Here is an 18,920-nt window from a genome sequence, read left to right on the forward strand (position 1 = left end):
CCGGTATCTTCAAAGCGCGCCATTTTCGGCGCCTTTCAAATATTTCTCTCCGCGTCGTGATTCCGAAACCGCTGCGCGTTTTTGGGCGACATGTACCTGTGATCGCCGATCATGGTTGATATCTGGTTGACGGCGCTCGACAACAGCCATGATTTTGCGGAAGCAATGGCGGCAAATCGATGACATGGATCAAGGCTGGAATCGAGGGGCGGGAAAGATGCGGATCGTTGCCAGGATCGTCAAATGGTTGCTCGGCCTGATGGTGCTGTCGGTCGCGGCGCTGTTTGCGTGGCTCTATTTCGCGCCGCCCGAATTGATCCGGGTCGGTTCGGGCTATTCGGCAAAGATCGTCTGCTCCAACGTTTTCATCGCCGCGCGCGACGCCAACGAGGTGCTTGCCATTGACGTGCAGGCGCCCGGTCATCCCTTGCTCAAGCTGATGCGGGTCTCGGTCGATAAGAACCGGGGCACAGTCTCCGCCGGCCTGCTTGGCTTCCTCGGCAAGAGCATCGCGGTTTCCCGCGACGGGCTGGGCTGCGCCTCGGTTCCGGATGGCGATGTCGGCAAGGCACGGCGGATCGCGATCCGTACCGAGCCCTCGGCGCCTAAACAGGATGCGTTATGGCCGGAGGGCGAGCGGGTCGAAGCCTCGCAGAATCCCGATGTGGCGAAAATCGTCGACGACGTCGCTATGGTCGGCGCCGGCATGCGCGCCGTGGTGGTGGTCAAGAACGGCCGCGTCGTGGTGGAACGCTATGGCGACGGCTTTTCCGCCCGGACGCCGTTGCTCGGCTGGTCGATGACCAAGACGGTCAATGCCGCCCTAGTCGGCACGCTGGTCAAGGACGGCAAGATGGCGATGACCAACCAGGGCCTTTTCGCGCCTTGGAAGGCGGATGGCCGCGCCGCAATCAGCCTTGCCGACATGATGGCAATGTCGAGCGGGCTGGAGTTCAACGAGGACTATGGCGACGTCGCCGACGTCACGCGCATGCTCTATCTTGAGCCCGACATGGCAGGTTTTGCCGAATCAAAGCCGTTGGCTGCCGAAGTGGGCAAGAAGTTTTCCTATTCGAGCGGCACGGCTGTGATGCTGTCGCGGCTCTGGCAGGATGCGGTCGGCGACAGGGCCAAGGCGTTGACGTGGCCGCGCACCGCGCTGTTCGAGCCGCTGGGCATGCACAGCGCCGTGCTCGAGACCGACGAGCAGGGCACGTTCGTCGGCTCATCCTATCTCTACGCCACCGCCCATGACTGGGCCCGCTTCGGCCAGTTCCTGCTGCAGGGCGGGGTCTGGAACGGCAACCAGATATTGCCGGCCGGTTTCGTCGACTGGATGCGGGAACCGGCGTCGGCGTCGAAAGTCTACAGCAAGGGGCAATTGTGGATCGAAGCGCCGGGCGACGAGGAAAATCCCGGTGCCGGCGTCGCCGCCGGCCTGCCTAAGGACACCTACTGGATGGAGGGGCACGACGGGCAGACCGTCGCCATCATCCCGTCCGAACAATTGGTGGTGGTGCGGCTCGGCCTGACGCCGGCCAAGCTCGGCTATCGCCCGCAGACGATGGTCGGGGCATTGGTCAAGGCGCTGCGCTAGCCGGTCAGCTGCTCGGCCGGACCACCGCCAGCCAGGCGTAGCCACGATAAAGTGTGCGGAAACGGAAGCTTGCGCCAATTTTTCGCGTTTCCGATTCCAGTACCTCGCGCAACATTTCACGGGGCGCGACGTGGAAGTTTCTGAGCCAGCCGCGAAGCAGGGTCCGAAACCAGTCCGGCAGGCCTTCCTGCTGGCCGAAGTCGACGATGTGCAGGGAACCGCCCGGAGCGAGCGTTGCCAGCGCGGCCGAGACCGTCTTTTCCCAACCGGGGATCATCGACAATGAATAGGACACGAAGACACGGTCGAAGCTGTCGCGGCCGAACAGCGCCTTTGCGTCGAACTCCGTGGCATCGCCCCTTGCCAGCATGACGCGATCGGACAGGCCTTCGCGGGCAATCGCGGTGCCGGCGGTCTCCAGCATCTCTGCCGAAATGTCGAGGCCATAGAAGCGCGCGCCGGGAAAGCTGCGGGCAGCGAGGATGATGTTTCGCCCGGTGCCGCAGCCGAGCTCCAGCACCGTGCCGCCCGGCGGAACGTCCAGCCCTGATATCAGCCGGTCGCGGCCGAGCAGATAGTATTTGCGGGTCAGGTCGTAGATGTGACGCTGCCAGCGGTAGACACCATCCATCAGTTCGGCGTGATTGGCCGGCAGTTCGGTCGTGCTCATGAGGCGCGCTTCACGTAGAGATGAAAGCCGCCATAGATTGCCGAGCGGTCGCGGGCCGAGAATTCGCGCGACGCATCGCTCTCGTAACTCCACTGGTCGAGCAGGGACGCGGAGACACGGCCCGGCAGCAGACTTGGCTCGGCCGCAGTGCGGAAGATGACGCGCGCGCCGGCGGAGGCGGTGCGGGTGATTTCCGACCACAGCGCATTGAGCTGGTCCTCGGTCATCCAGTCCTGCGCGTCGAGCAGGATGAAACGGTCGACGGAACCCGCGTCCTTGCCTGCCAGAAATTCGATCAGATTGGCATGATGAATGGCGACGCGGTCGACATTGCCGCGGATGGCCTCGTAGTTCTGCCTTTCAAGATAGGCAGGCAGGGCGGCTTCGCCGGGTTCGGGGTAGCGCCTGGCAAAGGCTTGCCATGCGAAATAGTTGTTTTTCAATGGAAAATCGCAGGCGAGCTTTTCCAGCCGGGCTTTCAGCACACTGGCCATGGTACCGTCGCCGGACGTGATGAGAGAGTCATATTGCGCCGGCGGGATGCCGAGGCCGAACAACGAGGCCTTGCGGGAGGTCGCCCATTTCAAGAGTTTCTTGTCAAACACCGGCCCCAGCTCCTCGTTGAAGAAGCGGCGCTGCTCGCCGATGTTCCTGGCTTCCATCATGCCGGCAGGGTCGACGCCGAAGAATTTCGCCGTGCGGTGGCCCATGGCGATGAACAGGCCAAGCAGGCCGGTCTGGTAGAAATTGCGGTCGAAGACGGCGATGCGCCTGATGCCGCGCCAGTTGCGGCGCTCCCAATAGTGGCGGCTGACCGGGTCGAGGTGCGGCGCGATGAAGCGGTCGTAAGCCTGAGAATTGCGGTTGTTGCCGGCGGCACCGAAGAAGCGGAACAGGTCGCCCTGCGATGGCAGGTGGCGCACGGCCTCCAGCTTCATGCGGTTCAAGGCTATGTGAGCGGCATTGAGATCGACGGCGTCGATCCTGGCCGGCGACCGGGTGAGATAGGCCAGTATGTTGCAACCGCCGGAGGCAATGGTGACGACACGGTGGCCTTCGCCAAGCTGCATTGCGTCCATGTCGACATCGGGATCTTCCCAGATCTGCGGATAGACCAGGCCTGAAAACAGGAAGGCGAACAGCCGTTCGGAAATTCCGGCCTTCGACAGGGGACGGTTCTGGTAGACCGCTTTTCCAACTTCCTTGCCGCGGCGAAAGATCAGATCTGCAGAAACGTCCGTCATGGCAAGGTGATTCCCCATTTGCTTTGCTGCAAGCGGGTAACGCCCAGCGATGACAGGTCGATGACAGCAACCTGCACAGGGAGCGCAAAGCTGTTTCACCCCTGGGCAGGCGTTCCGCAAGAGGAGGATGCGAGCGATGTTACATGCGGAAACGCATCGTTACGAAACCCATGGCTGAGTGATGCATTTCCTTCTCGACCGTTCACTGCAACGTGAGCGTGTGTTGAAGGAGAGATATCATGAAAAAACTCATTCTTGCGTCGGTGTCCGCCCTTGCGCTGCTCGGCGTCGCTGCATGCAGCGACAGCGGCACGGGGACGGATAACACCACCACCCAGAGCACCAATCCGCCGGCCGAGCAGCCGATGAAACCCGCGGCGCCCGCGGATAATTCGACCAAGCCTGCCGAGCCGGCTCCGGCAACGCCCGCTCCTGCGCCCGCGCAGTAGTCCATTAGTACCTGTGTTCTGGTGAGGGCCGGCGTCTTGCCGGCCCTTCTCCCAGGCGGGTAGCGGTTCCCACACGAGATCGATTTTCGTCGGAGGCCTGATGCCGGCCGTTATTGGCTTGATAGCGGGGACCGGTTGGCTCTAAGAAGCGGCCATGTCGATTTGGGACCGTCTTGGCGACTTCATCACGCGGATTTCGTCTTCAGCCTCGTCGGGCGTCGCCGACGTGGTCGAGGCCGTGCGGACGGTTTTTTCCGGCGATGCGGATCTGCGCCGCCGCGTTGCCTTCTCGGTGGCGATGATCGCGCTCTCGGCCAAGATGGCCAAGGCCGACGGGGTCGTCACCCAGGACGAGATACGCGCCTTCCAGGAAATATTCGAGGTGCCGCCGAAGGAGACGCGCAACGTGGCGCGGCTCTACGACTTGGCCAAACGTGATGTCGCCGGGTTCGAGACCTATGCCGAGCGCATGGCGCAGCTTTGCGGCTCCGGCCATTCGAACTGCATGATGCTGGAGGATATACTCGACGGCCTGTTCCACATCGCCAAGGCCGACGGGCTGATCCATGAGCGTGAAGGCCAGTTCCTGCATCGCATCGCCGAAATCTTCCGCATAGACGAGGTGCACTACGAGGCGATCCTTGCCAGGCACGTCGATCTTGGAGCGGCCGACCCCTATGTCGTGCTCGGCATCGAGCGCGGCAAGCCGTTCGAGGAGGTCAGGAAACGCTACCGGAAGCTTGTTTCCGACAATCATCCGGACCGGCTGATCGCGCGTGGCCTGCCGCAGGAATTCATCAAGATCGCGACGACGAGGCTCGCGGCGATCAACACCGCTTATGAGATGATCGAGCGGGGCCTGCGGCACGCATGAGCGGCTTCCTGCCCGACGAGCCGAGCGCCGAGGTCAGGGTATCGCCGAATTTCGGGCCACGGCGCGAGACGCTGAAGCCCGACATGATCGTGCTGCACTATACCGGCATGCCCACAGGCGCCGGGGCCGAGGCGTGGCTATGCGATCCTGCCAGCGAGGTCTCATCGCATTATCTGGTGCACGAGAATGGACATATCGTGCAGATGGTCCGGGAAAGCGACCGCGCCTGGCACGCTGGGAAGAGTTCGTGGTTCGGACGCACCGACATCAACTCCTGTTCCGTCGGCATCGAGATCGTCAACCCGGGGCATTCATTGGGTTATCCCGGTTTTCCCAAGCGACAGATCGATGCGGTGATCGGCTTGTGTGCCGGAATAGCCAGCCGGCATGCGATTGCCCCCCAGCGGGTGCTGGCGCACTCCGACGTGGCGCCGGGGCGCAAGATCGACCCTGGCGAGAAGTTTCCCTGGCGGGCCCTGTTCGAGGCCGGCGTCGGCCACTTGGTGGCGGCGGCGCCGGTCAGGCGCGGCGCCGTGCTGAAGACCGGCGACGCCGGCGCCGATGTCGAGGCGCTGCAATCGATGCTGGCTCTTTACGGCTATGGGGTCGAAATATCGGGTGTTTTCGACCAGCAGACGCGGGTCGTGGTCCAGGCTTTCCAGCGCCATTTCCGGCCACGCCGGATCGATGGAGTGGCGGACGGATCGACGATGCGCACGCTTCAACGGCTGCTCGCTTCGCACGGGAATTGACCCGGATCAGGATGCCTTCCAAGTAATGCTTTTCCGACCTTAAGTTACAAACTGTCACCTAAAGTGACTTGCCCCGCCTTCTTTGCGCGCAATTCGGGCCCCAAAGGGCGATCCGTACAGTTTGTCGGACGTCTATCCCCCCGGATGTTCCGATTTTGATCAAGCAATGCCGCGCGGAGATCTTCACGCGGTTCAGACAGAACAGGATCACATGCAGAAATTGACCGTTGTAACGGCAGCTCTTGCTGCCGGCGTAATGACTTTTGCCTTCGGCGCGGCCAGCGCCGCGCCATTGAGCCCACGGGCCGATCAGGGGCTCGTCGCAGCGACTGCCAAGGGCAAGGCCATTTCGGCCAAAAGCAGCAAGGATGTTAAGACGGCGAAGCAGTCTAATGAGGCGAAGCAGCCTTCCGCGAAAGTGGAGAAGGCGAGCTGGACCAAGGCGAAGAAGGCGAGCACGAAACGCAAGGCGACGCGCAGCCGCAAGGTCGTCGATAAGACGACGACGGCATCGATCGGGCCAAAGGCGGCAGCGGCCTCGACGGCGGCGGCGGCCAGTGGCGGCCAGTATTCGGCCATCGTGGCGCGCTATGCCGCGAGCTACGGCGTGCCGGTCTCGCTCGCTCACGCAGTCATCAAGATCGAGAGCAACTACCGGCCGAACATGGTCGGCGGCGCCGGCGAGATCGGGCTGATGCAGATCAAGCCGTCGACGGCGCGGATGATGGGCTATAGCGGCTCGGCCAATGGGCTCTTCAATCCGGACACCAACATCAAATACGGCATGAAGTATCTTGCCATGGCGCGGGATCTCGGCGGCGGCACGACGTGCGGCACGATCCTGAAATACAATGCCGGCCACGGCGCCACCCGGATGAACCCGGTTTCGGCCGCCTATTGCAGCAAGGTCAAGGTGCAACTGGCGGCTGTCGGGTCACCGGCGTGACAAGAACCGGTCGTCACCGGCTTTTTTGGTTGCGTTTTGTGGCGTGAACCCCTTTATACGCCTGGCCAGCTGGCCGGGCGGCCGCACCAGCAAAAGCCGAAAGGCTGCGGGTGAGGAAAGTCCGGGCTCCATGGAGACACGGTGCCGGCTAATGGCCGGCGGGGGCGACCCCAGGGAAAGTGCCACAGAAAGCAAACCGCCACGACTTGGCTTTGCCGGGTCGGGGCAAGGGTGAAAGGGTGGAGTAAGAGCCCACCGCGCGACTGGCAACAGGAGCGGCACGGTAAACCCCACCGGGAGCAAGACCGAATAGGGGCGGTGCGAGGGGAAACCCTCGAGGGCTGTTTCCGGCTCACCGTCCGGGTAGGTTGCGTGAGGCGCATGGCAATATGCGCCCAAGATGAATGGCCGCCACGTTCTCGCGCCGCAAGGGGCGAGGGCCATACAGAACCCGGCTTACAGGCCAGCTGGCAGTTTTTCTCCGCGACGAGAAATTTTTTGAGATCAGCAGGTTGCACCCTCCGGCGCGCCTGTCGAGTCAGGTCTTTGACTGGTCGCCCGTGGACGCGATCGAAATCCTTCGTGTGCTGCACGGCCATCGCGATATCGAAGCTGAGCATATTGGCTCGTGATCGAGCCGGTCAGCCGCCGATCCTGTCCAGCGACGCCTCTATCGCCTTCCAGAGCTCTTCCACCGGCTCACAGCCTACAGAAAGGCGAACGAAGCCGGGCGATACCGCATCGCCTCGTTTCGAACGCCGCTCGGCAGAGGTGTGGACGCCGCCGAAGGACGTCGCGGCCTGCATCAGTTCGCAGTTGTTGATGAATTCCTCGGCCTTCTGCTCCGAAGCGAGTTCGAAGGAAACAAGGAAGCCGAAGCGTTCCATCTGGGCGCGGGCAAGGTTGTGCGAAGGATCGCCTTCCAGGCCGGGATAGCGCAGGCCCGTGATCGCCGGGTGACCTTGCAGGCGCCGCGCGATCACTTCCGCCGAGGAGCACATGCGGTCGAAGCGCACATCGAGCGTTTCGAGACCGCGATGCACAAGCCACGCTTCGAATGGCCCTGGAATGCCGCCGGACGTTTCGCGCCAATCCGTCACCGCGGCGATGATGTCGGCGTTGCGGCTCGCGACATGGCCGAACAGCACGTCGGAGTGGCCGTTGGGCGCCTTGGTGTCCGCGGCGATGACAATGTCCGCGCCATGGTCGAGCGGGCGCTGGCCGAAGGGCGTCATGGTCGTATTATCGACGACGAGCAGTGCGCCCGCTTTGTGTGCGGCTGCGGCCACCGCCGCGATATCGCATATGTCCAGCCCCGGATTAGCGGGCGTCTCTACGAAAGCCAGACGATAGCCTTCGAAACCGCCATCGAGGAAGGTCGAGGTTGGCCTTACATCGTAGGCGATGCCGAGTGGTTTCAGGAAGCGTTCGGCCAGTGCCCTTGTCGTGTGATAGCCATCCGAAGGCAGAAGAATGCGGTCGCCGGTCTTGAGGGCAGCGAAAAATGCCGCCGAAATCGCTGCCATTCCGGAAGGAAAGGCGACGCAGGGCGCGTCTTCCAGATGTGCCAGCATATGCTCTACGGCATCCCAGGTCGGATTGCTGAAACGGCCATACTGGTTGAAACCGGTGGCGTCGCCAGGCGCGTGAAAGATGGCAGCCATGGTGAGTGGCAGCGGGATGGAATCGCCGACGGCTAGTGCGTTGCGACGGAGGTGGGCAAGAGCCGCGGCGCGCGACCGTGCTGTTTCAGACATCGACATTCCAACCCTCTTGGTGACCCTGGACGTGTGGTGAGACGCTATGCCCGGCAACAGCTCGCGACAAGGCGCGTCCGGTTGGGCCAAGCGGCTCTAAACTCTTCGTTAGGCTTAATGATCCATAAAGACGAGACGTGTTTCAAAGCCGCTTCTATCGGTCGCGACTGCATGTTGTGAAGCCTGTTCCCGTTGACGCCCATAGTACCCCATGATATCCCATATCAATACCAAAGCCTTCGTTCCGCGTCAGGGTGAAGCGTACGCCAGTCGGGCAGCCGCGGCGGCTGCGCGTTTGCCGGTTTTCGCCCCTGTCATGGAGGCGGGTTCAGGGCAGGGAACGCGTAGCGGTGGCGCGTGTAACACGACGAAGAGGGGTGCGGCGGCGCAAGCCGCTGTGACGTGTGATGGACCGGTTTCTGTCGAACACGGTGAGCAAGATCGATGCGAAGGGGCGGGTGTCCGTTCCTGCGCATTTTCGCGCCGTCGTTCAGAAACGCGGCTATTCGGATCTCTACGCGCTGCGCTGCCTGGATCTGCCGGCCATGGATGTCGGCGGGCCCGACCTGCTCGACCGCTACGAGCAGCGCATCGCGCTCGAGGATCCGTTCCAGCAGACGGCGGACGACATGTCGTTCTTCTGCCATGGCGACGGAACATTCCTGAAGCTGGACCAGGATGGTCGCATCACGATCAGCGACTTCATCCGCGAACATGCCGGCCTTTCAGCGGAAGTAGCCTTTGTCGGGCGCGGCAATTTTTTTCAGATCTGGGAGCCGGGACGGCTTGCGGCCTACGGAGCGCAGGCGCGGGCCCGGCTTTTGCAGCTTCGGCAGGGGACGAAGCCTGGGGAGCGACCGGAATGACGGTGGGCCACGGCGATGACATCAACGCCGTTGGCGGACCGACCCGCCACATTCCGGTCCTCCTTGCCGAAGTGTTGCAGGCGCTCTCGCCAGTGGAAGGGGACGTCATCGTCGACGGCACGTTCGGCGCCGGCGGCTACACCAAGGCCATCCTGGCGGCCGGCGCGTCCGTGGTTGCCATCGATCGCGATCCGGATGCCATAGTGGCCGGTCGCGATCTCGAAACCCAATCAGGTGGCCGCCTGAGATTGGTGCAGGCGCCATTCTCGACGCTGGACCAGCATGTCGAAAGTGCCGACGGTGTCGTGCTCGACATCGGCGTTTCCTCGATGCAACTCGACCAGGCGGAGCGCGGGTTTTCGTTCCGCACCGACGGGCCTCTCGACATGCGCATGGCGCAGGCGGGCCTCAGCGCCGCAGATGTCGTGAACAACTTCAAGCTAGGCGATCTTGCCCGCATCTTCGGCTTCCTCGGGGAGGAGCGCCACGCCGGGCGCATCGCGCGCATGATCGAAGCGCGTCGCGAAAAGCGTCCGTTCGAGCGCACGCTGGAGCTTGCCGACGCCATCGAGACGCATATCGGCCGGGCGCCGAAGGACAAGATCCATCCCGCCACCCGCGTCTTTCAGGCGCTGCGCATCTTCGTCAATGACGAGCTCGGTGAGTTGGCCAAGGCGCTGTTCGCCGCCGAGCGGGCGCTGAAGCCGGGCGGACGGCTTGCGGTGGTGACTTTCCATTCGCTGGAGGACCGCATCGTCAAGCGCTTCATTGCCGATCGCTCCGACGCCGCGAGCGGCTCGCGCCACATGCCGGAAGCACGGGCACGCAGTGCCACCTTCAGCAAGTCCGGCGGCGGCGTGACGCCGGGTGATGCCGAGACTGCGGCCAACCCGCGCGCCCGCTCGGCAAGGCTGCGCGCCGCCATCCGCACCGATGCGCCGGCGCGTGCCGGCGACTTTTCGATTTTCGGCCTTCCAAAACTTCCCGGCCCAAAACTTCCTGGCATCGAGCGGCCGGGGGAGAGGTAGCACGTGTTTCGTTCCAGCGACATCGTCCTTATCGCCGTCATGGTCTCGGCGGCGGCCCTGACCTACAAAACCAAGCGCGAGGCCGAGGACCAATTGGCTGCAGTGCAGAAGATTCATGCTGAGATACGCTACGAGGAGGACACGATCGACCTGCTCAAGGCTGACTGGAGCCTGCTCACCCAGCCGTCGCGGCTACAGAAGCTCGCCGAACTCTACAAGTCGCAGCTTGAACTGGAGCCGGTCAGCGCGCACCAGATCGTCGGCCTCGGCGACCTGCCAGCCAAAGCCCTCGACATCCAGGACATCCTGAACGGGCGCCAAGGCGGCATGGCAGACAATTCCGGCAACACACCCTCGGACGGCAAGGATCCCATCGTGACCGGAGGCATCGCCCAATGATCGGCAAACTGCTGAAACGTCGCCCCAGGGCCACCGAGGACGGTTCGATCGTGGTCGATGGCGCCCGCAAGGCGACCGGAGGCAAAGGCAAGGCGCGCATCGTCATGACGATGGCGGTGTTCTTCGGTATCTTCTCGATCATATCAGGGCGGCTGGTCTATCTCGGCTTCCAGACCCCCGACATGTCGGGCGGCCCGCAGAGCCGGGTGACGGCCTCGCGGCCCGACATTGTCGACCGCAACGGCGAGGTGCTGGCGACGGACATCAAGACGGCATCGCTGTTTGCCGAGCCGCGCCGCATCGTCGACGCCGACGAGGCGATCGAAAAGCTGTCGACGGTGCTGCCGGAAATCGATTACGAGCAGACCTACCATAAGCTGAAGAGCGGCGCCGGCTTCGTCTGGCTGCAGCGGCAGCTGACGCCCAAGCAGCAGGCCGACATCATGCAGCTCGGCATTCCCGGTTTCGGCTTCCGCACCGAGAAGCGCCGTTTCTATCCCAGTGGTGAAACCTCGTCCTACATTGTCGGCCTGACCAATATCGACAATCAAGGCATCTCCGGCATGGAGAAATATATCGACGAGCAGGGTCTGAGCGACCTGCAGGCGTCGGGCCTGGCGGTGGCGAAGGATCTCAAGCCGGTGAAGCTCTCGATCGATCTGCGCGTCCAGCATGTGGTGCGCGACGAGATTGCCGCCGGCCTGGAGCGCTATCGCGCCATGGGCGCGGGTGCCGTCGTGCTCAACGTCAAGACCGGCGAAGTGGTGGCCATGGCCTCGGTGCCGGATTTTGATCCGAACAATCCCTACAATGCACAGGACAAGGACCGGCTGAACCGGATGTCGGCGGGACTCTATGAGATGGGCTCGACCTTCAAGAGCTTCACATCAGCCATGGCGCTCGATTCCGGCAAGGCGACGATGGCGAGCCGCTTCGACGCTTCGCATCCAATCCGGGTCGGCCATCAGGCCATTCACGATTTCCACGGCAAGAACCGTGTGCTGTCCTTGCCGGAGGTGTTCCTCTATTCGTCCAACATCGGGTCGGCCAGGGAGGCAGAACTGGTCGGCATCGAGGCGCACCGCGAATTCCTGCATCGTCTTGGCATTCTGGAGAAGATGCAGACCGAACTGCCCGAAGTCGCCCGCCCGACCGAACCGAAAGTCTGGAAGCAAGTCAATTCGTTCACCATTGCCTTCGGCCATGGCGTGTCGACGACACCGCTGCAAGCGGCCGTCGGCTGCGCGGCGCTGGTCAATGGGGGCTATCTGATGGAGCCGACATTCCTGGTCCGCAGCCAGCAGGACGCGATGGCGGCGGCCAAGAAAGTGGTTGCCGACAAAACGGTCGAGGGCATGCGCTACCTCTATACGCTCAACGCCGAGAAGGGCTCGGCCAGAAATGCCAGGGTCCCCGGCTATCGCGTTGGCGGCAAGACCGGAACAGCCGAGAAGGTCATCAATGGCCGCTACTCGAAGGACTTGAATTTCAATACGTTCGTCGCCGCCTTCCCGATGGACGATCCGCAATATCTCGTGTTCACGATTGCCGACGCCCCGCATCCGGAAAAGCCTGGGATGACAGACGTCGCGGCCAACAATGCGGGGGTTATGGCCGGCAATATCATCAGGCGTTCTGCGGCCATGCTTGGCGTGAAGCCAGATTTCAGCCATGAAAATGGTGCAACGCTGGTTTCCTATCAGTGATTCTTAGGGCGCGCCGGCAACTGCGCGCTATTTTGTTGCGGTGAACGGAACTCGATGAAGCTCAAAGAACTAGCCGGTATCCTGCCAGTCGAAGGAACAGCTTCCGCCGATCTGGAGGTTACCGGCATCTCGTCGGATTCCCGCCAGGTAAAACCCGGTGTCGTCTTTTTCGCGCTCGCTGGAAGCAAGGCGGACGGCACCGCCTATGCTGCGGACGCCGCCGCACGAGGGGCTGCCGCGATCGTCGCGGGCAAGGACAGCGCCCTTGACGGACTGCCGGTTCCCGTGTTGGCCGTCGATGACCCGCGCCTGGCGCTGGCCCTGAGCGCGGCCCGTTATTTCGGCAAACAGCCGCAGACGATGGTGGCCGTCACCGGCACCAGCGGCAAGACCTCGGTCGCCGCTTTCGTCAGGCAGATATGGGAGCAGGCCGGCTTTGCGGCGGCCTCGATCGGCACCACCGGCGTGGTGGCGCCGGGCCGCAACGATTATGGCTCGCTGACGACGCCAGATCCGGTCGCCTTGCATCAGCTGTTGCGTGAACTGGCGGACGCCGGCGTCACCCATGCCTCGATGGAGGCCTCCAGCCATGGTCTCGACCAGCGCCGTCTCGACGGTGTCAGGCTGGCCGCCGGCGGCTTCACCAATCTCGGCCGCGACCACATGGACTACCATCCGACCGTCGAGGACTATCACCGGGCCAAGTTGCGTCTGTTCGACGCGCTGCTGCCGAAGGGCGCGCCCGCCGTGATCTTCGCCGACGATCCGTGGTCGGCGCCAACCATCCAGGCGGCGAAGGCCGCAAGGCTCGACGTGCTGACGGTCGGCCGCCATGGCGATTTCCTGACGCTGAAGCGGGTCGAGCATGAGCGCCACCGTCAGCGTGCCGAGGTCGAGGCCGACGGGATGCTCTACGAGATCGACCTGCCGCTGGCCGGCGATTTCCAGATAGCCAACGCGCTGGTTTCGGCCGGGCTTGCCATCTCCACGGGAACGCCAGTCGCCAAGGCCTTGAAGGCGTTGGAGAAACTCAAGGGCGCACCCGGCCGGCTCGACCTTGTCGGGACCACTGCAAATGGTGCGCCGGTCTATGTCGATTATGCGCATAAGCCTGACGCGCTGGAAAACGTGCTTGCCTCGGTGCGCCCGTTCACCACCGGCCGGATCATCGTCGTGTTCGGCTGCGGCGGCGACCGTGACCGCGGCAAACGGCCGATCATGGGCGAGATCGCGACCCGGCTCGCCGACGTCGTCATCGTCACCGACGACAATCCGCGCTCGGAAGTGCCGGAGACGATCCGGGCCGCGATCCTTGCCGCCGCTCCCGGCGCGATCGAGATCGGTGACCGGCGCGCGGCGATCCACGAGGCCGTCGCCATGTTGCATGCCGGAGACACGCTGATCGTGGCCGGCAAGGGCCATGAGGAAGGCCAGACGATCGGCACCGAGACCCTGCATTTCTCCGACCACGAGGAAGTCCGTGCCGCGCTGCTGGAGCGGGCCGCATGAATTTGCTGTGGACATCCGAGACGCTGGTCGCCGCCATGGACGGACGACCGATCGGGCCGATGCCGGACGGCATATCGGGCATTTCGATCGACAGCCGCAGCCTTCAGCCGGGCGACGCCTTCTTCGCCATCAAGGGCGAGGCGATGGACGGCCATGATTTCGCGACCGCTGCCATCAAGGCCGGAGCCGGGGTGCTGGTCGTTGCCGAAGGCAAGCTGCCGTCGCTTGGCCGGCTGACGGCGCCGATGATCGTCGTCGAGGACGTGCTGGTGGCGCTGGAAAAGCTCGGTGTCGCATCGCGTGACCGTTCCCGGGCCAAGATCATCGCGGTGACCGGTTCGGCGGGCAAAACGACCACCAAGGAAGCGCTGCGCCACGTGCTGTTGGCGGTCGGCAAGGTGCATGCCTCGGCGCAGTCGTTCAACAACCACTGGGGCGTGCCGCTCACCTTGGCGCGCATGCCGGCCGATTGCGACTATGCCGTGTTCGAGATCGGCATGAACCATCCCGACGAGATCAGACCGCTGGTCAAGATGGTAAGGCCGCATGTCGCCATCGTCACAATGATCGCGGCGGCGCATCTTGGCTTCTTCCGCAATCTGGACGAGATCGCCAAGGCGAAGGCCGAGATTTTCGAAGGGCTGGAACCTGGCGGCGCGGCGATCCTCAACCGCGACGACGCGCGTTTCAAGCTTCTCGACAAGATGGCGCACGCCGCGGGCGTCGAGCATGTCTATGGGTTCGGCGAGAACGCGCGCTCAACCTTCAGACTGGTCAAATGCGAGGTCCATGCCGATCATTCCGACATTGCCGCCAGGATCGGCGGTCACGAGGTGACGGCTCGCATCGGCGCGCCCGGCCGCCACATGGTGCAGAACATTCTGGCGGTCCTCGGCGCGGCCCGTCTGGTCGGCGCCGATCTCGACAAGGTTGCCCTGGCGCTGGCCGATCTCTCGGCCGAGCGCGGCCGCGGCAAACGCCATGTGCTGCGTCACCCCGGTGGCTCGACTTCGAGCCATCCCGGTGGACCGATCACGCTGATCGACGAAAGCTACAACGCCAATCCCGCCTCGATGGCGGCCGCCATGGCGCTGCTCAACGCGACGCCGGTGACGGGCGAAGGCCGCCGCATCGCCGTGCTGGGCGATATGCTGGAGCTCGGCGAGCATTCGGCCAAGCTGCATGCGGCCCTTGCCGGTCTCATCGTCGGCACCGGCACGCAGACCGTCTTTCTCGGCGGTCCGGAGATGCGGGCGCTGGCGGAAGCGCTGCCGGGCGAGATCAGGACGGAATACCGCGCCAACGTCGAGGAATTGAAGCCGGTGCTGTTTGCCGCACTGAAGCCAGGCGACGTGGTGATGATCAAATCGTCGAAGGGCATCGGCTTTGCAAAGCTGGTCGATGCCTTGCTGGGCAAATTCCCGGCTGAAACGACAATCGGCAAACAGACCTAGGGTCAAGTCGGGGACGAAAAGCGCATGTTCACACTGCTCGTCGATTTCGCGGACAAGATCTCGGTCTTCAATGTCTTCCGCTACATCACCTTCCGCACCGGTGGGGCGCTGATCACCTCGGCGCTGATCGTCTTCATCTTCGGGCCGACCATCATCAATTCGCTCAGGCTGCGCCAGGGCAAGGGTCAGCCGATCCGCGCCGACGGGCCGCAGACGCATTTCAAGAAGGCCGGCACGCCGACCATGGGAGGACTGATGATCCTCTCCGGCATCATCGGCTCATCGTTGCTATGGGCGAACCTGTCGAGCATTTATGTCTGGGTGGTGTTGCTGGTGACGCTGGGCTTCGGCTCGATAGGTTTTTACGACGACTATCTGAAGGTGACGAAGCAGTCGCATCTCGGCTTTTCCGGCAAGGCGCGGCTGGCACTCGAATTCGTCATCGCCGGCATCGCCGCCTGGGCGATCATGCATAACGGGCAGGCGCCGTTCTCCTCATCGCTGACATTCCCCTTCGCCAAGGAATTCCTGATCAATCTCGGCTGGTTCTTCGTTCCGTTCTCCTGCTTCGTCATCGTGGGAGCGGGCAATGCGGTGAACCTCACCGACGGGCTGGATGGCCTGGCGATCGTGCCGATCATGATCGCGGCGGCGTCCTTTGGCGTCATTGCCTATCTCTCCGGCAATGCCGTATTCGCCGAATATCTGCAGATCCATTTTGTGCCTGGCACCGGCGAACTGGCCGTCGTGCTGGGCGCGGTCATCGGCGCCGGCCTCGGTTTTCTCTGGTTCAACGCGCCGCCGGCGGCGATCTTCATGGGCGACACCGGTTCGCTGGCCATGGGCGGGCTGATCGGCACCGTTGCGGTCGCCACCAAGCACGAGATCGTGCTGGTTATCGTCGGCGGGCTGTTCGTGGTCGAGATCCTGTCCGTCATCATCCAGGTCGGCTACTTCAAGATGACCGGCAAGCGTGTGTTCCTGATGGCGCCGATCCATCATCACTTCGAAAAGCTCGGCTGGACCGAAAGCCAGGTGGTGATCCGCTTCTGGATCATCGCCGTCATCCTGGCGCTGGTCGGCCTTTCCACCCTCAAGCTCAGATAGGCGCCCCCTGTGATTCCGGCCGCATCCTTCGCAGGCAAGTGTGTTTCGCTCTTCGGGCTCGGCGGCTCGGGGATCGCGACCGCACGCGCGCTGATCGAGGGCGGGGCTGAGGTTGTGGCCTGGGACGACAATCCCGACAGTGTCGCCAAGGCGGCAGCCGCCGGGATTGCAACCGGCGACCTGCACACAGCCGACTGGGCCAGGTTTTCCGCTTTCGTGCTGTCGCCCGGCGTGCCGCTGACGCATCCCAAGCCGCACTGGACGGTGGAACTGGCGCGCGGTTCGGGTGTCGAGATCATCGGCGACGTCGAGCTTTTCTGCCGCGAGCGGACGCTCAGCGCGCCAGCCGCTCCCTTCATCGCCATCACCGGCACCAACGGCAAGTCGACGACCACGGCGCTGACGGCGCATATATTGAAGGCTTCCTGCCGCGATACGCAGATGGGCGGCAATATCGGCCGCGCCGTGATGACGCTCGATCCGCCGCAGCCCGACCGCCACTACGTCGTCGAATGCTCGTCCTACCAGATCGACCTCGCACCATCGATCAATCCGACGGCCGGCATCCTGCTCAATTTAACGCCGGATCACCTCGACCGTCACGGCACCATGCAGCATTACGCTTCGATCAAGGAGCGGCTGGTTGCCGGCAGCGAGACCGCGATCGTCGGCGTCGACGATTCCTGGTGTGCGCAGATCGCCGAACGGCTGGAGCGGGCGGGGCGGCACGTCATCCGCATTTCGAAGCGGCTGCCGCTGACCGACGGCTATTTCGCCGATGGCACCAATTTGATGGAAGCTGTGCATGGCCGCTATAGCCGGGTCGCCTTCCTCGAAGGCATCGGCTCGTTGCGCGGGCAGCACAATGCGCAAAACGCGCTTGCCGCGGTCGCCGCCTGTCTCAAGGTCGGACTCGACCTCGGCGAGATCCAGTCCGGGCTGGAAAGCTTTCCGGGCCTGGCGCATCGCATGGAGCAGGTCGGCCGCAAGGACCACGTGCTGTTTGTCAACGATTCCAAGGCGACCAACGCCGATGCGGCGGCACCCGCGCTGTCGAGCTTTCCACGCATCTACTGGATCGCCGGCGGCCTGCCCAAGGAAGGCGGCATCGAGCCGCTGCGCGGCTTCTTCCCGCGTATCGCCAAGGCCTATCTGATCGGCGAGGCAGCGCCGGCCTTCTCGGCGACGCTGGGCGAGGCGGTGCCGTATGAGATATCGGGCACGCTTGCAGCCGCGGTCGAGCATGCGGCGCATGATGCGGCCAAGGACGATGGCGGCGAGGCGGTGGTGCTGTTGTCGCCGGCCTGCGCCAGTTTCGACCAGTTCAAGAATTTCGAGGTCCGCGGCGAAGCCTTCAGGCAAGCTGCGAATGCTATCGAGGGCGTCAAACCCATCGGAGGGGCACGATAATGCAGAGCCGTCTCGACAAAAGCCCGGTTGCGACCTGGTGGTGGACCATCGATCGCTGGTTCCTGGCGGCGTTCCTGTCGTTGATGGGACTGGGCATAGTCTTGTCCTTCGCCGCAAGTCCCGCGGTCGCCGAACGCATCGGCCTCGACAGTTTTCACTTCGCGACCAGGCAGATCATCTTCACCGTGCCGGCGCTCGGCGTGATGCTGGCGGTGTCCTTCCTCGATTCCCGAGAGATCCGGCGCATGGCGCTGATCATGCTGTGCCTGATGCTGGTGCTGATGGTGGCGGTGCTCTACATCGGCGTCGAGGTGAAAGGCGCGCGGCGCTGGGTGTCGCTTGCCGGCCTGTCGATCCAGCCCTCGGAGTTTTTGAAACCCGCCTTTGTCATCATGTGCGCCTGGCTGTTCGCCGAACATAAGCGCCAGCCCGACATTCCGGGCAATCTCTTCGCCATGTTGCTCTTGGTACTGGTCGTATCGCTGCTGGTGGCGCAGCCGGACCTCGGCCAGACCATGCTGACGACCGGCACCTGGGGTATCATGTTCTTCATGGCGGGGCTGCCATGGCTGTGGATCGTCGTGCTCGGAGCGGCCGGCGTCGGCGGCGTCTTTGCCGCCTATACGGTCTTTCCGCACGTCGCCCTGCGTATCGACAAGTTCCTCACTGGCGAAGGCGACACGTTCCAGGTCGATATGGGCCGCGACGCATTGATCAATGGCGGCTGGTTCGGCGTCGGGCCGGGCGAGGGCACCGTCAAGCGGGTCATCCCCGACAGCCATGCCGATTTCGTCTTTTCGGTCGCGGGCGAGGAATTCGGACTGATCATGTGTTTCTTCATCATGTCCATCTTCGCCTTCATCGTGCTGCGCGGCCTCAACACGGCGCTGAAGGAGCATGACGATTTCACCCGCTATGCGGTCGGCGGGCTCGTCACCGTGTTCGGCCTGCAGGCAGTCATCAACATGTGCGTCAACCTGCAGCTGGTGCCGGCCAAGGGCATGACGCTGCCGTTCATCTCCTATGGCGGCTCTTCGCAGATTGCCATCGCCATCTCGATGGGAATGGTGCTGGCGCTGACGCGCAAACGGCCGGAAAAGCGCAAGCAGGTGGGCTTTGCCCTGCCGCAGCGCGCCATGCCGGCGGAGTGAC

General features: G+C 63.5%; 17 protein-coding genes and 1 other RNA gene. 15 read left to right on the forward strand and 3 right to left on the reverse strand.

Annotation, left to right across the window (positions count from 1 at the left end; translation table 11 throughout):
- Window positions 1–217: 217 nt before the first annotated feature.
- Window positions 218–1,597 (forward strand): serine hydrolase domain-containing protein, encoded by a 1,380-nt coding sequence (locus LB532_RS06465; protein ID WP_140639214.1) that lies wholly within the window; start codon window positions 218–220, stop codon window positions 1,595–1,597.
- Window positions 1,598–1,601: 4 nt separating this feature from the next.
- Here LB532_RS06465 and LB532_RS06470 read toward each other — a convergent pair whose 3' ends face one another.
- Both LB532_RS06470 and LB532_RS06475 read right to left on the reverse strand, forming a co-directional pair.
- A complete protein-coding gene (locus tag LB532_RS06470) occupies window positions 1,602–2,267 on the reverse strand; it encodes a class I SAM-dependent methyltransferase (RefSeq protein WP_140639213.1) in 666 nt (221 codons plus the stop codon).
- Window positions 2,264–3,511, reverse strand: a complete 1,248-nt coding sequence (locus tag LB532_RS06475) for a DUF3419 family protein (RefSeq protein ID WP_224556455.1) — start codon at window positions 3,509–3,511, stop codon at window positions 2,264–2,266. Before LB532_RS06475 ends, LB532_RS06470 begins: the two co-directional genes overlap by 4 nt.
- A 239-nt stretch (window positions 3,512–3,750) precedes the next feature.
- On the opposite strand from LB532_RS06475, the gene LB532_RS06480 reads away from it, so the two are divergent.
- The 5 genes from LB532_RS06480 (at window position 3,751) to rnpB (ending at window position 7,007) form a co-directional block, all read left to right on the forward strand.
- The gene (locus LB532_RS06480; RefSeq protein ID WP_140495184.1) at window positions 3,751–3,960 is read left to right on the forward strand and encodes a hypothetical protein; all 210 of its coding nucleotides are present in this window, start codon (window positions 3,751–3,753) and stop codon (window positions 3,958–3,960) included.
- 154 nt (window positions 3,961–4,114) lie between these two features.
- On the forward strand, window positions 4,115–4,834 hold the full coding sequence (locus LB532_RS06485) for a J domain-containing protein (protein ID WP_140639212.1): 720 nt from the start codon (window positions 4,115–4,117) through the stop codon (window positions 4,832–4,834).
- Window positions 4,831–5,586, forward strand: a complete 756-nt coding sequence (locus LB532_RS06490) for an N-acetylmuramoyl-L-alanine amidase (protein WP_140639211.1) — start codon at window positions 4,831–4,833, stop codon at window positions 5,584–5,586. Before LB532_RS06485 ends, LB532_RS06490 begins: the two co-directional genes overlap by 4 nt.
- A gap of 211 nt (window positions 5,587–5,797) precedes the next feature.
- Entirely contained in the window at window positions 5,798–6,532 is a 735-nt protein-coding gene (locus LB532_RS06495; RefSeq protein ID WP_140639210.1) for a lytic transglycosylase domain-containing protein, read from the forward strand.
- A 65-nt stretch (window positions 6,533–6,597) separates the two neighbouring features.
- An RNA gene (rnpB, locus tag LB532_RS06500) (RNase P RNA component class A) lies at window positions 6,598–7,007 on the forward strand.
- 166 nt (window positions 7,008–7,173) lie between these two features.
- On the opposite strand, the gene LB532_RS06505 is transcribed toward rnpB, so the two are convergent.
- Window positions 7,174–8,289: a cystathionine gamma-lyase gene (locus LB532_RS06505; RefSeq protein WP_140639209.1), complete on the reverse strand. Its 1,116-nt coding sequence runs from the start codon at window positions 8,287–8,289 to the stop codon at window positions 7,174–7,176.
- 407 nt (window positions 8,290–8,696) lie between these two features.
- On the opposite strand from LB532_RS06505, the gene mraZ reads away from it, so the two are divergent.
- From mraZ to ftsW, 9 genes are read left to right on the forward strand one after another with little or no spacing between them, the layout of a single operon-like run.
- Window positions 8,697–9,155 (forward strand): division/cell wall cluster transcriptional repressor MraZ, encoded by a 459-nt coding sequence (gene mraZ / locus LB532_RS06510; RefSeq protein ID WP_140639208.1) that lies wholly within the window; start codon window positions 8,697–8,699, stop codon window positions 9,153–9,155.
- Entirely contained in the window at window positions 9,152–10,183 is a 1,032-nt protein-coding gene (gene rsmH, locus LB532_RS06515; protein WP_140639207.1) for a 16S rRNA (cytosine(1402)-N(4))-methyltransferase RsmH, read from the forward strand. The genes mraZ and rsmH overlap by 4 nt, the downstream gene beginning before the upstream one ends.
- A gap of 3 nt (window positions 10,184–10,186) precedes the next feature.
- On the forward strand, window positions 10,187–10,582 hold the full coding sequence (locus LB532_RS06520) for a hypothetical protein (RefSeq protein WP_140580013.1): 396 nt from the start codon (window positions 10,187–10,189) through the stop codon (window positions 10,580–10,582).
- On the forward strand, window positions 10,579–12,288 hold the full coding sequence (locus LB532_RS06525) for a peptidoglycan D,D-transpeptidase FtsI family protein (protein ID WP_140639206.1): 1,710 nt from the start codon (window positions 10,579–10,581) through the stop codon (window positions 12,286–12,288). The genes LB532_RS06520 and LB532_RS06525 overlap by 4 nt, the downstream gene beginning before the upstream one ends.
- 54 nt (window positions 12,289–12,342) lie before the next feature.
- Window positions 12,343–13,797, forward strand: a complete 1,455-nt coding sequence (locus tag LB532_RS06530; protein WP_140639205.1) for a UDP-N-acetylmuramoyl-L-alanyl-D-glutamate--2,6-diaminopimelate ligase — start codon at window positions 12,343–12,345, stop codon at window positions 13,795–13,797.
- Complete coding sequence (locus LB532_RS06535; protein WP_140639204.1) at window positions 13,794–15,251, forward strand: UDP-N-acetylmuramoylalanyl-D-glutamyl-2,6-diaminopimelate--D-alanyl-D-alanine ligase; 1,458 nt, start codon at window positions 13,794–13,796, stop codon at window positions 15,249–15,251. The genes LB532_RS06530 and LB532_RS06535 overlap by 4 nt, the downstream gene beginning before the upstream one ends.
- A gap of 24 nt (window positions 15,252–15,275) precedes the next feature.
- Window positions 15,276–16,358 carry a phospho-N-acetylmuramoyl-pentapeptide-transferase gene (mraY, locus tag LB532_RS06540; protein WP_140495211.1) on the forward strand — a complete coding sequence of 361 codons (1,083 nt, stop codon included), beginning with the start codon at window positions 15,276–15,278 and terminating at the stop codon, window positions 16,356–16,358.
- Window positions 16,359–16,367: 9 nt separating this feature from the next.
- Window positions 16,368–17,768, forward strand: coding sequence for a UDP-N-acetylmuramoyl-L-alanine--D-glutamate ligase (gene murD / locus LB532_RS06545; RefSeq protein WP_140639203.1), 1,401 nt, complete (start codon window positions 16,368–16,370; stop codon window positions 17,766–17,768).
- Entirely contained in the window at window positions 17,768–18,919 is a 1,152-nt protein-coding gene (ftsW, locus tag LB532_RS06550) for a putative lipid II flippase FtsW (protein WP_140516599.1), read from the forward strand. The genes murD and ftsW overlap by 1 nt, the downstream gene beginning before the upstream one ends.
- Window position 18,920: the final 1 nt, after the last annotated feature.

The organism is Mesorhizobium sp. ESP-6-2 (genome assembly GCF_020164675.1).
GTDB lineage: Bacteria > Pseudomonadota > Alphaproteobacteria > Rhizobiales > Rhizobiaceae > Mesorhizobium.

What these genes read in the sequence shown, in the direction of transcription:
- LB532_RS06465 (WP_140639214.1), top strand. Translation starts at nt 218, where the DNA reads ATGCGGATCGTTGCCAGGATCGTCAAATGGTTGCTCGGCCTGATGGTG.
- LB532_RS06470 (WP_140639213.1), bottom strand. Translation starts at nt 2,267, where the DNA reads ATGAGCACGACCGAACTGCCGGCCAATCACGCCGAACTGATGGATGGT.
- LB532_RS06475 (WP_224556455.1), bottom strand. Translation starts at nt 3,511, where the DNA reads ATGACGGACGTTTCTGCAGATCTGATCTTTCGCCGCGGCAAGGAAGTT.
- LB532_RS06480 (WP_140495184.1), top strand. Translation starts at nt 3,751, where the DNA reads ATGAAAAAACTCATTCTTGCGTCGGTGTCCGCCCTTGCGCTGCTCGGC.
- LB532_RS06485 (WP_140639212.1), top strand. Translation starts at nt 4,115, where the DNA reads ATGTCGATTTGGGACCGTCTTGGCGACTTCATCACGCGGATTTCGTCT.
- LB532_RS06490 (WP_140639211.1), top strand. Translation starts at nt 4,831, where the DNA reads ATGAGCGGCTTCCTGCCCGACGAGCCGAGCGCCGAGGTCAGGGTATCG.
- LB532_RS06495 (WP_140639210.1), top strand. Translation starts at nt 5,798, where the DNA reads ATGCAGAAATTGACCGTTGTAACGGCAGCTCTTGCTGCCGGCGTAATG.
- LB532_RS06505 (WP_140639209.1), bottom strand. Translation starts at nt 8,289, where the DNA reads ATGTCTGAAACAGCACGGTCGCGCGCCGCGGCTCTTGCCCACCTCCGT.
- mraZ (WP_140639208.1), top strand. Translation starts at nt 8,697, where the DNA reads ATGGACCGGTTTCTGTCGAACACGGTGAGCAAGATCGATGCGAAGGGG.
- rsmH (WP_140639207.1), top strand. Translation starts at nt 9,152, where the DNA reads ATGACGGTGGGCCACGGCGATGACATCAACGCCGTTGGCGGACCGACC.
- LB532_RS06525 (WP_140639206.1), top strand. Translation starts at nt 10,579, where the DNA reads ATGATCGGCAAACTGCTGAAACGTCGCCCCAGGGCCACCGAGGACGGT.
- LB532_RS06530 (WP_140639205.1), top strand. Translation starts at nt 12,343, where the DNA reads ATGAAGCTCAAAGAACTAGCCGGTATCCTGCCAGTCGAAGGAACAGCT.
- LB532_RS06535 (WP_140639204.1), top strand. Translation starts at nt 13,794, where the DNA reads ATGAATTTGCTGTGGACATCCGAGACGCTGGTCGCCGCCATGGACGGA.
- mraY (WP_140495211.1), top strand. Translation starts at nt 15,276, where the DNA reads ATGTTCACACTGCTCGTCGATTTCGCGGACAAGATCTCGGTCTTCAAT.
- ftsW (WP_140516599.1), top strand. Translation starts at nt 17,768, where the DNA reads ATGCAGAGCCGTCTCGACAAAAGCCCGGTTGCGACCTGGTGGTGGACC.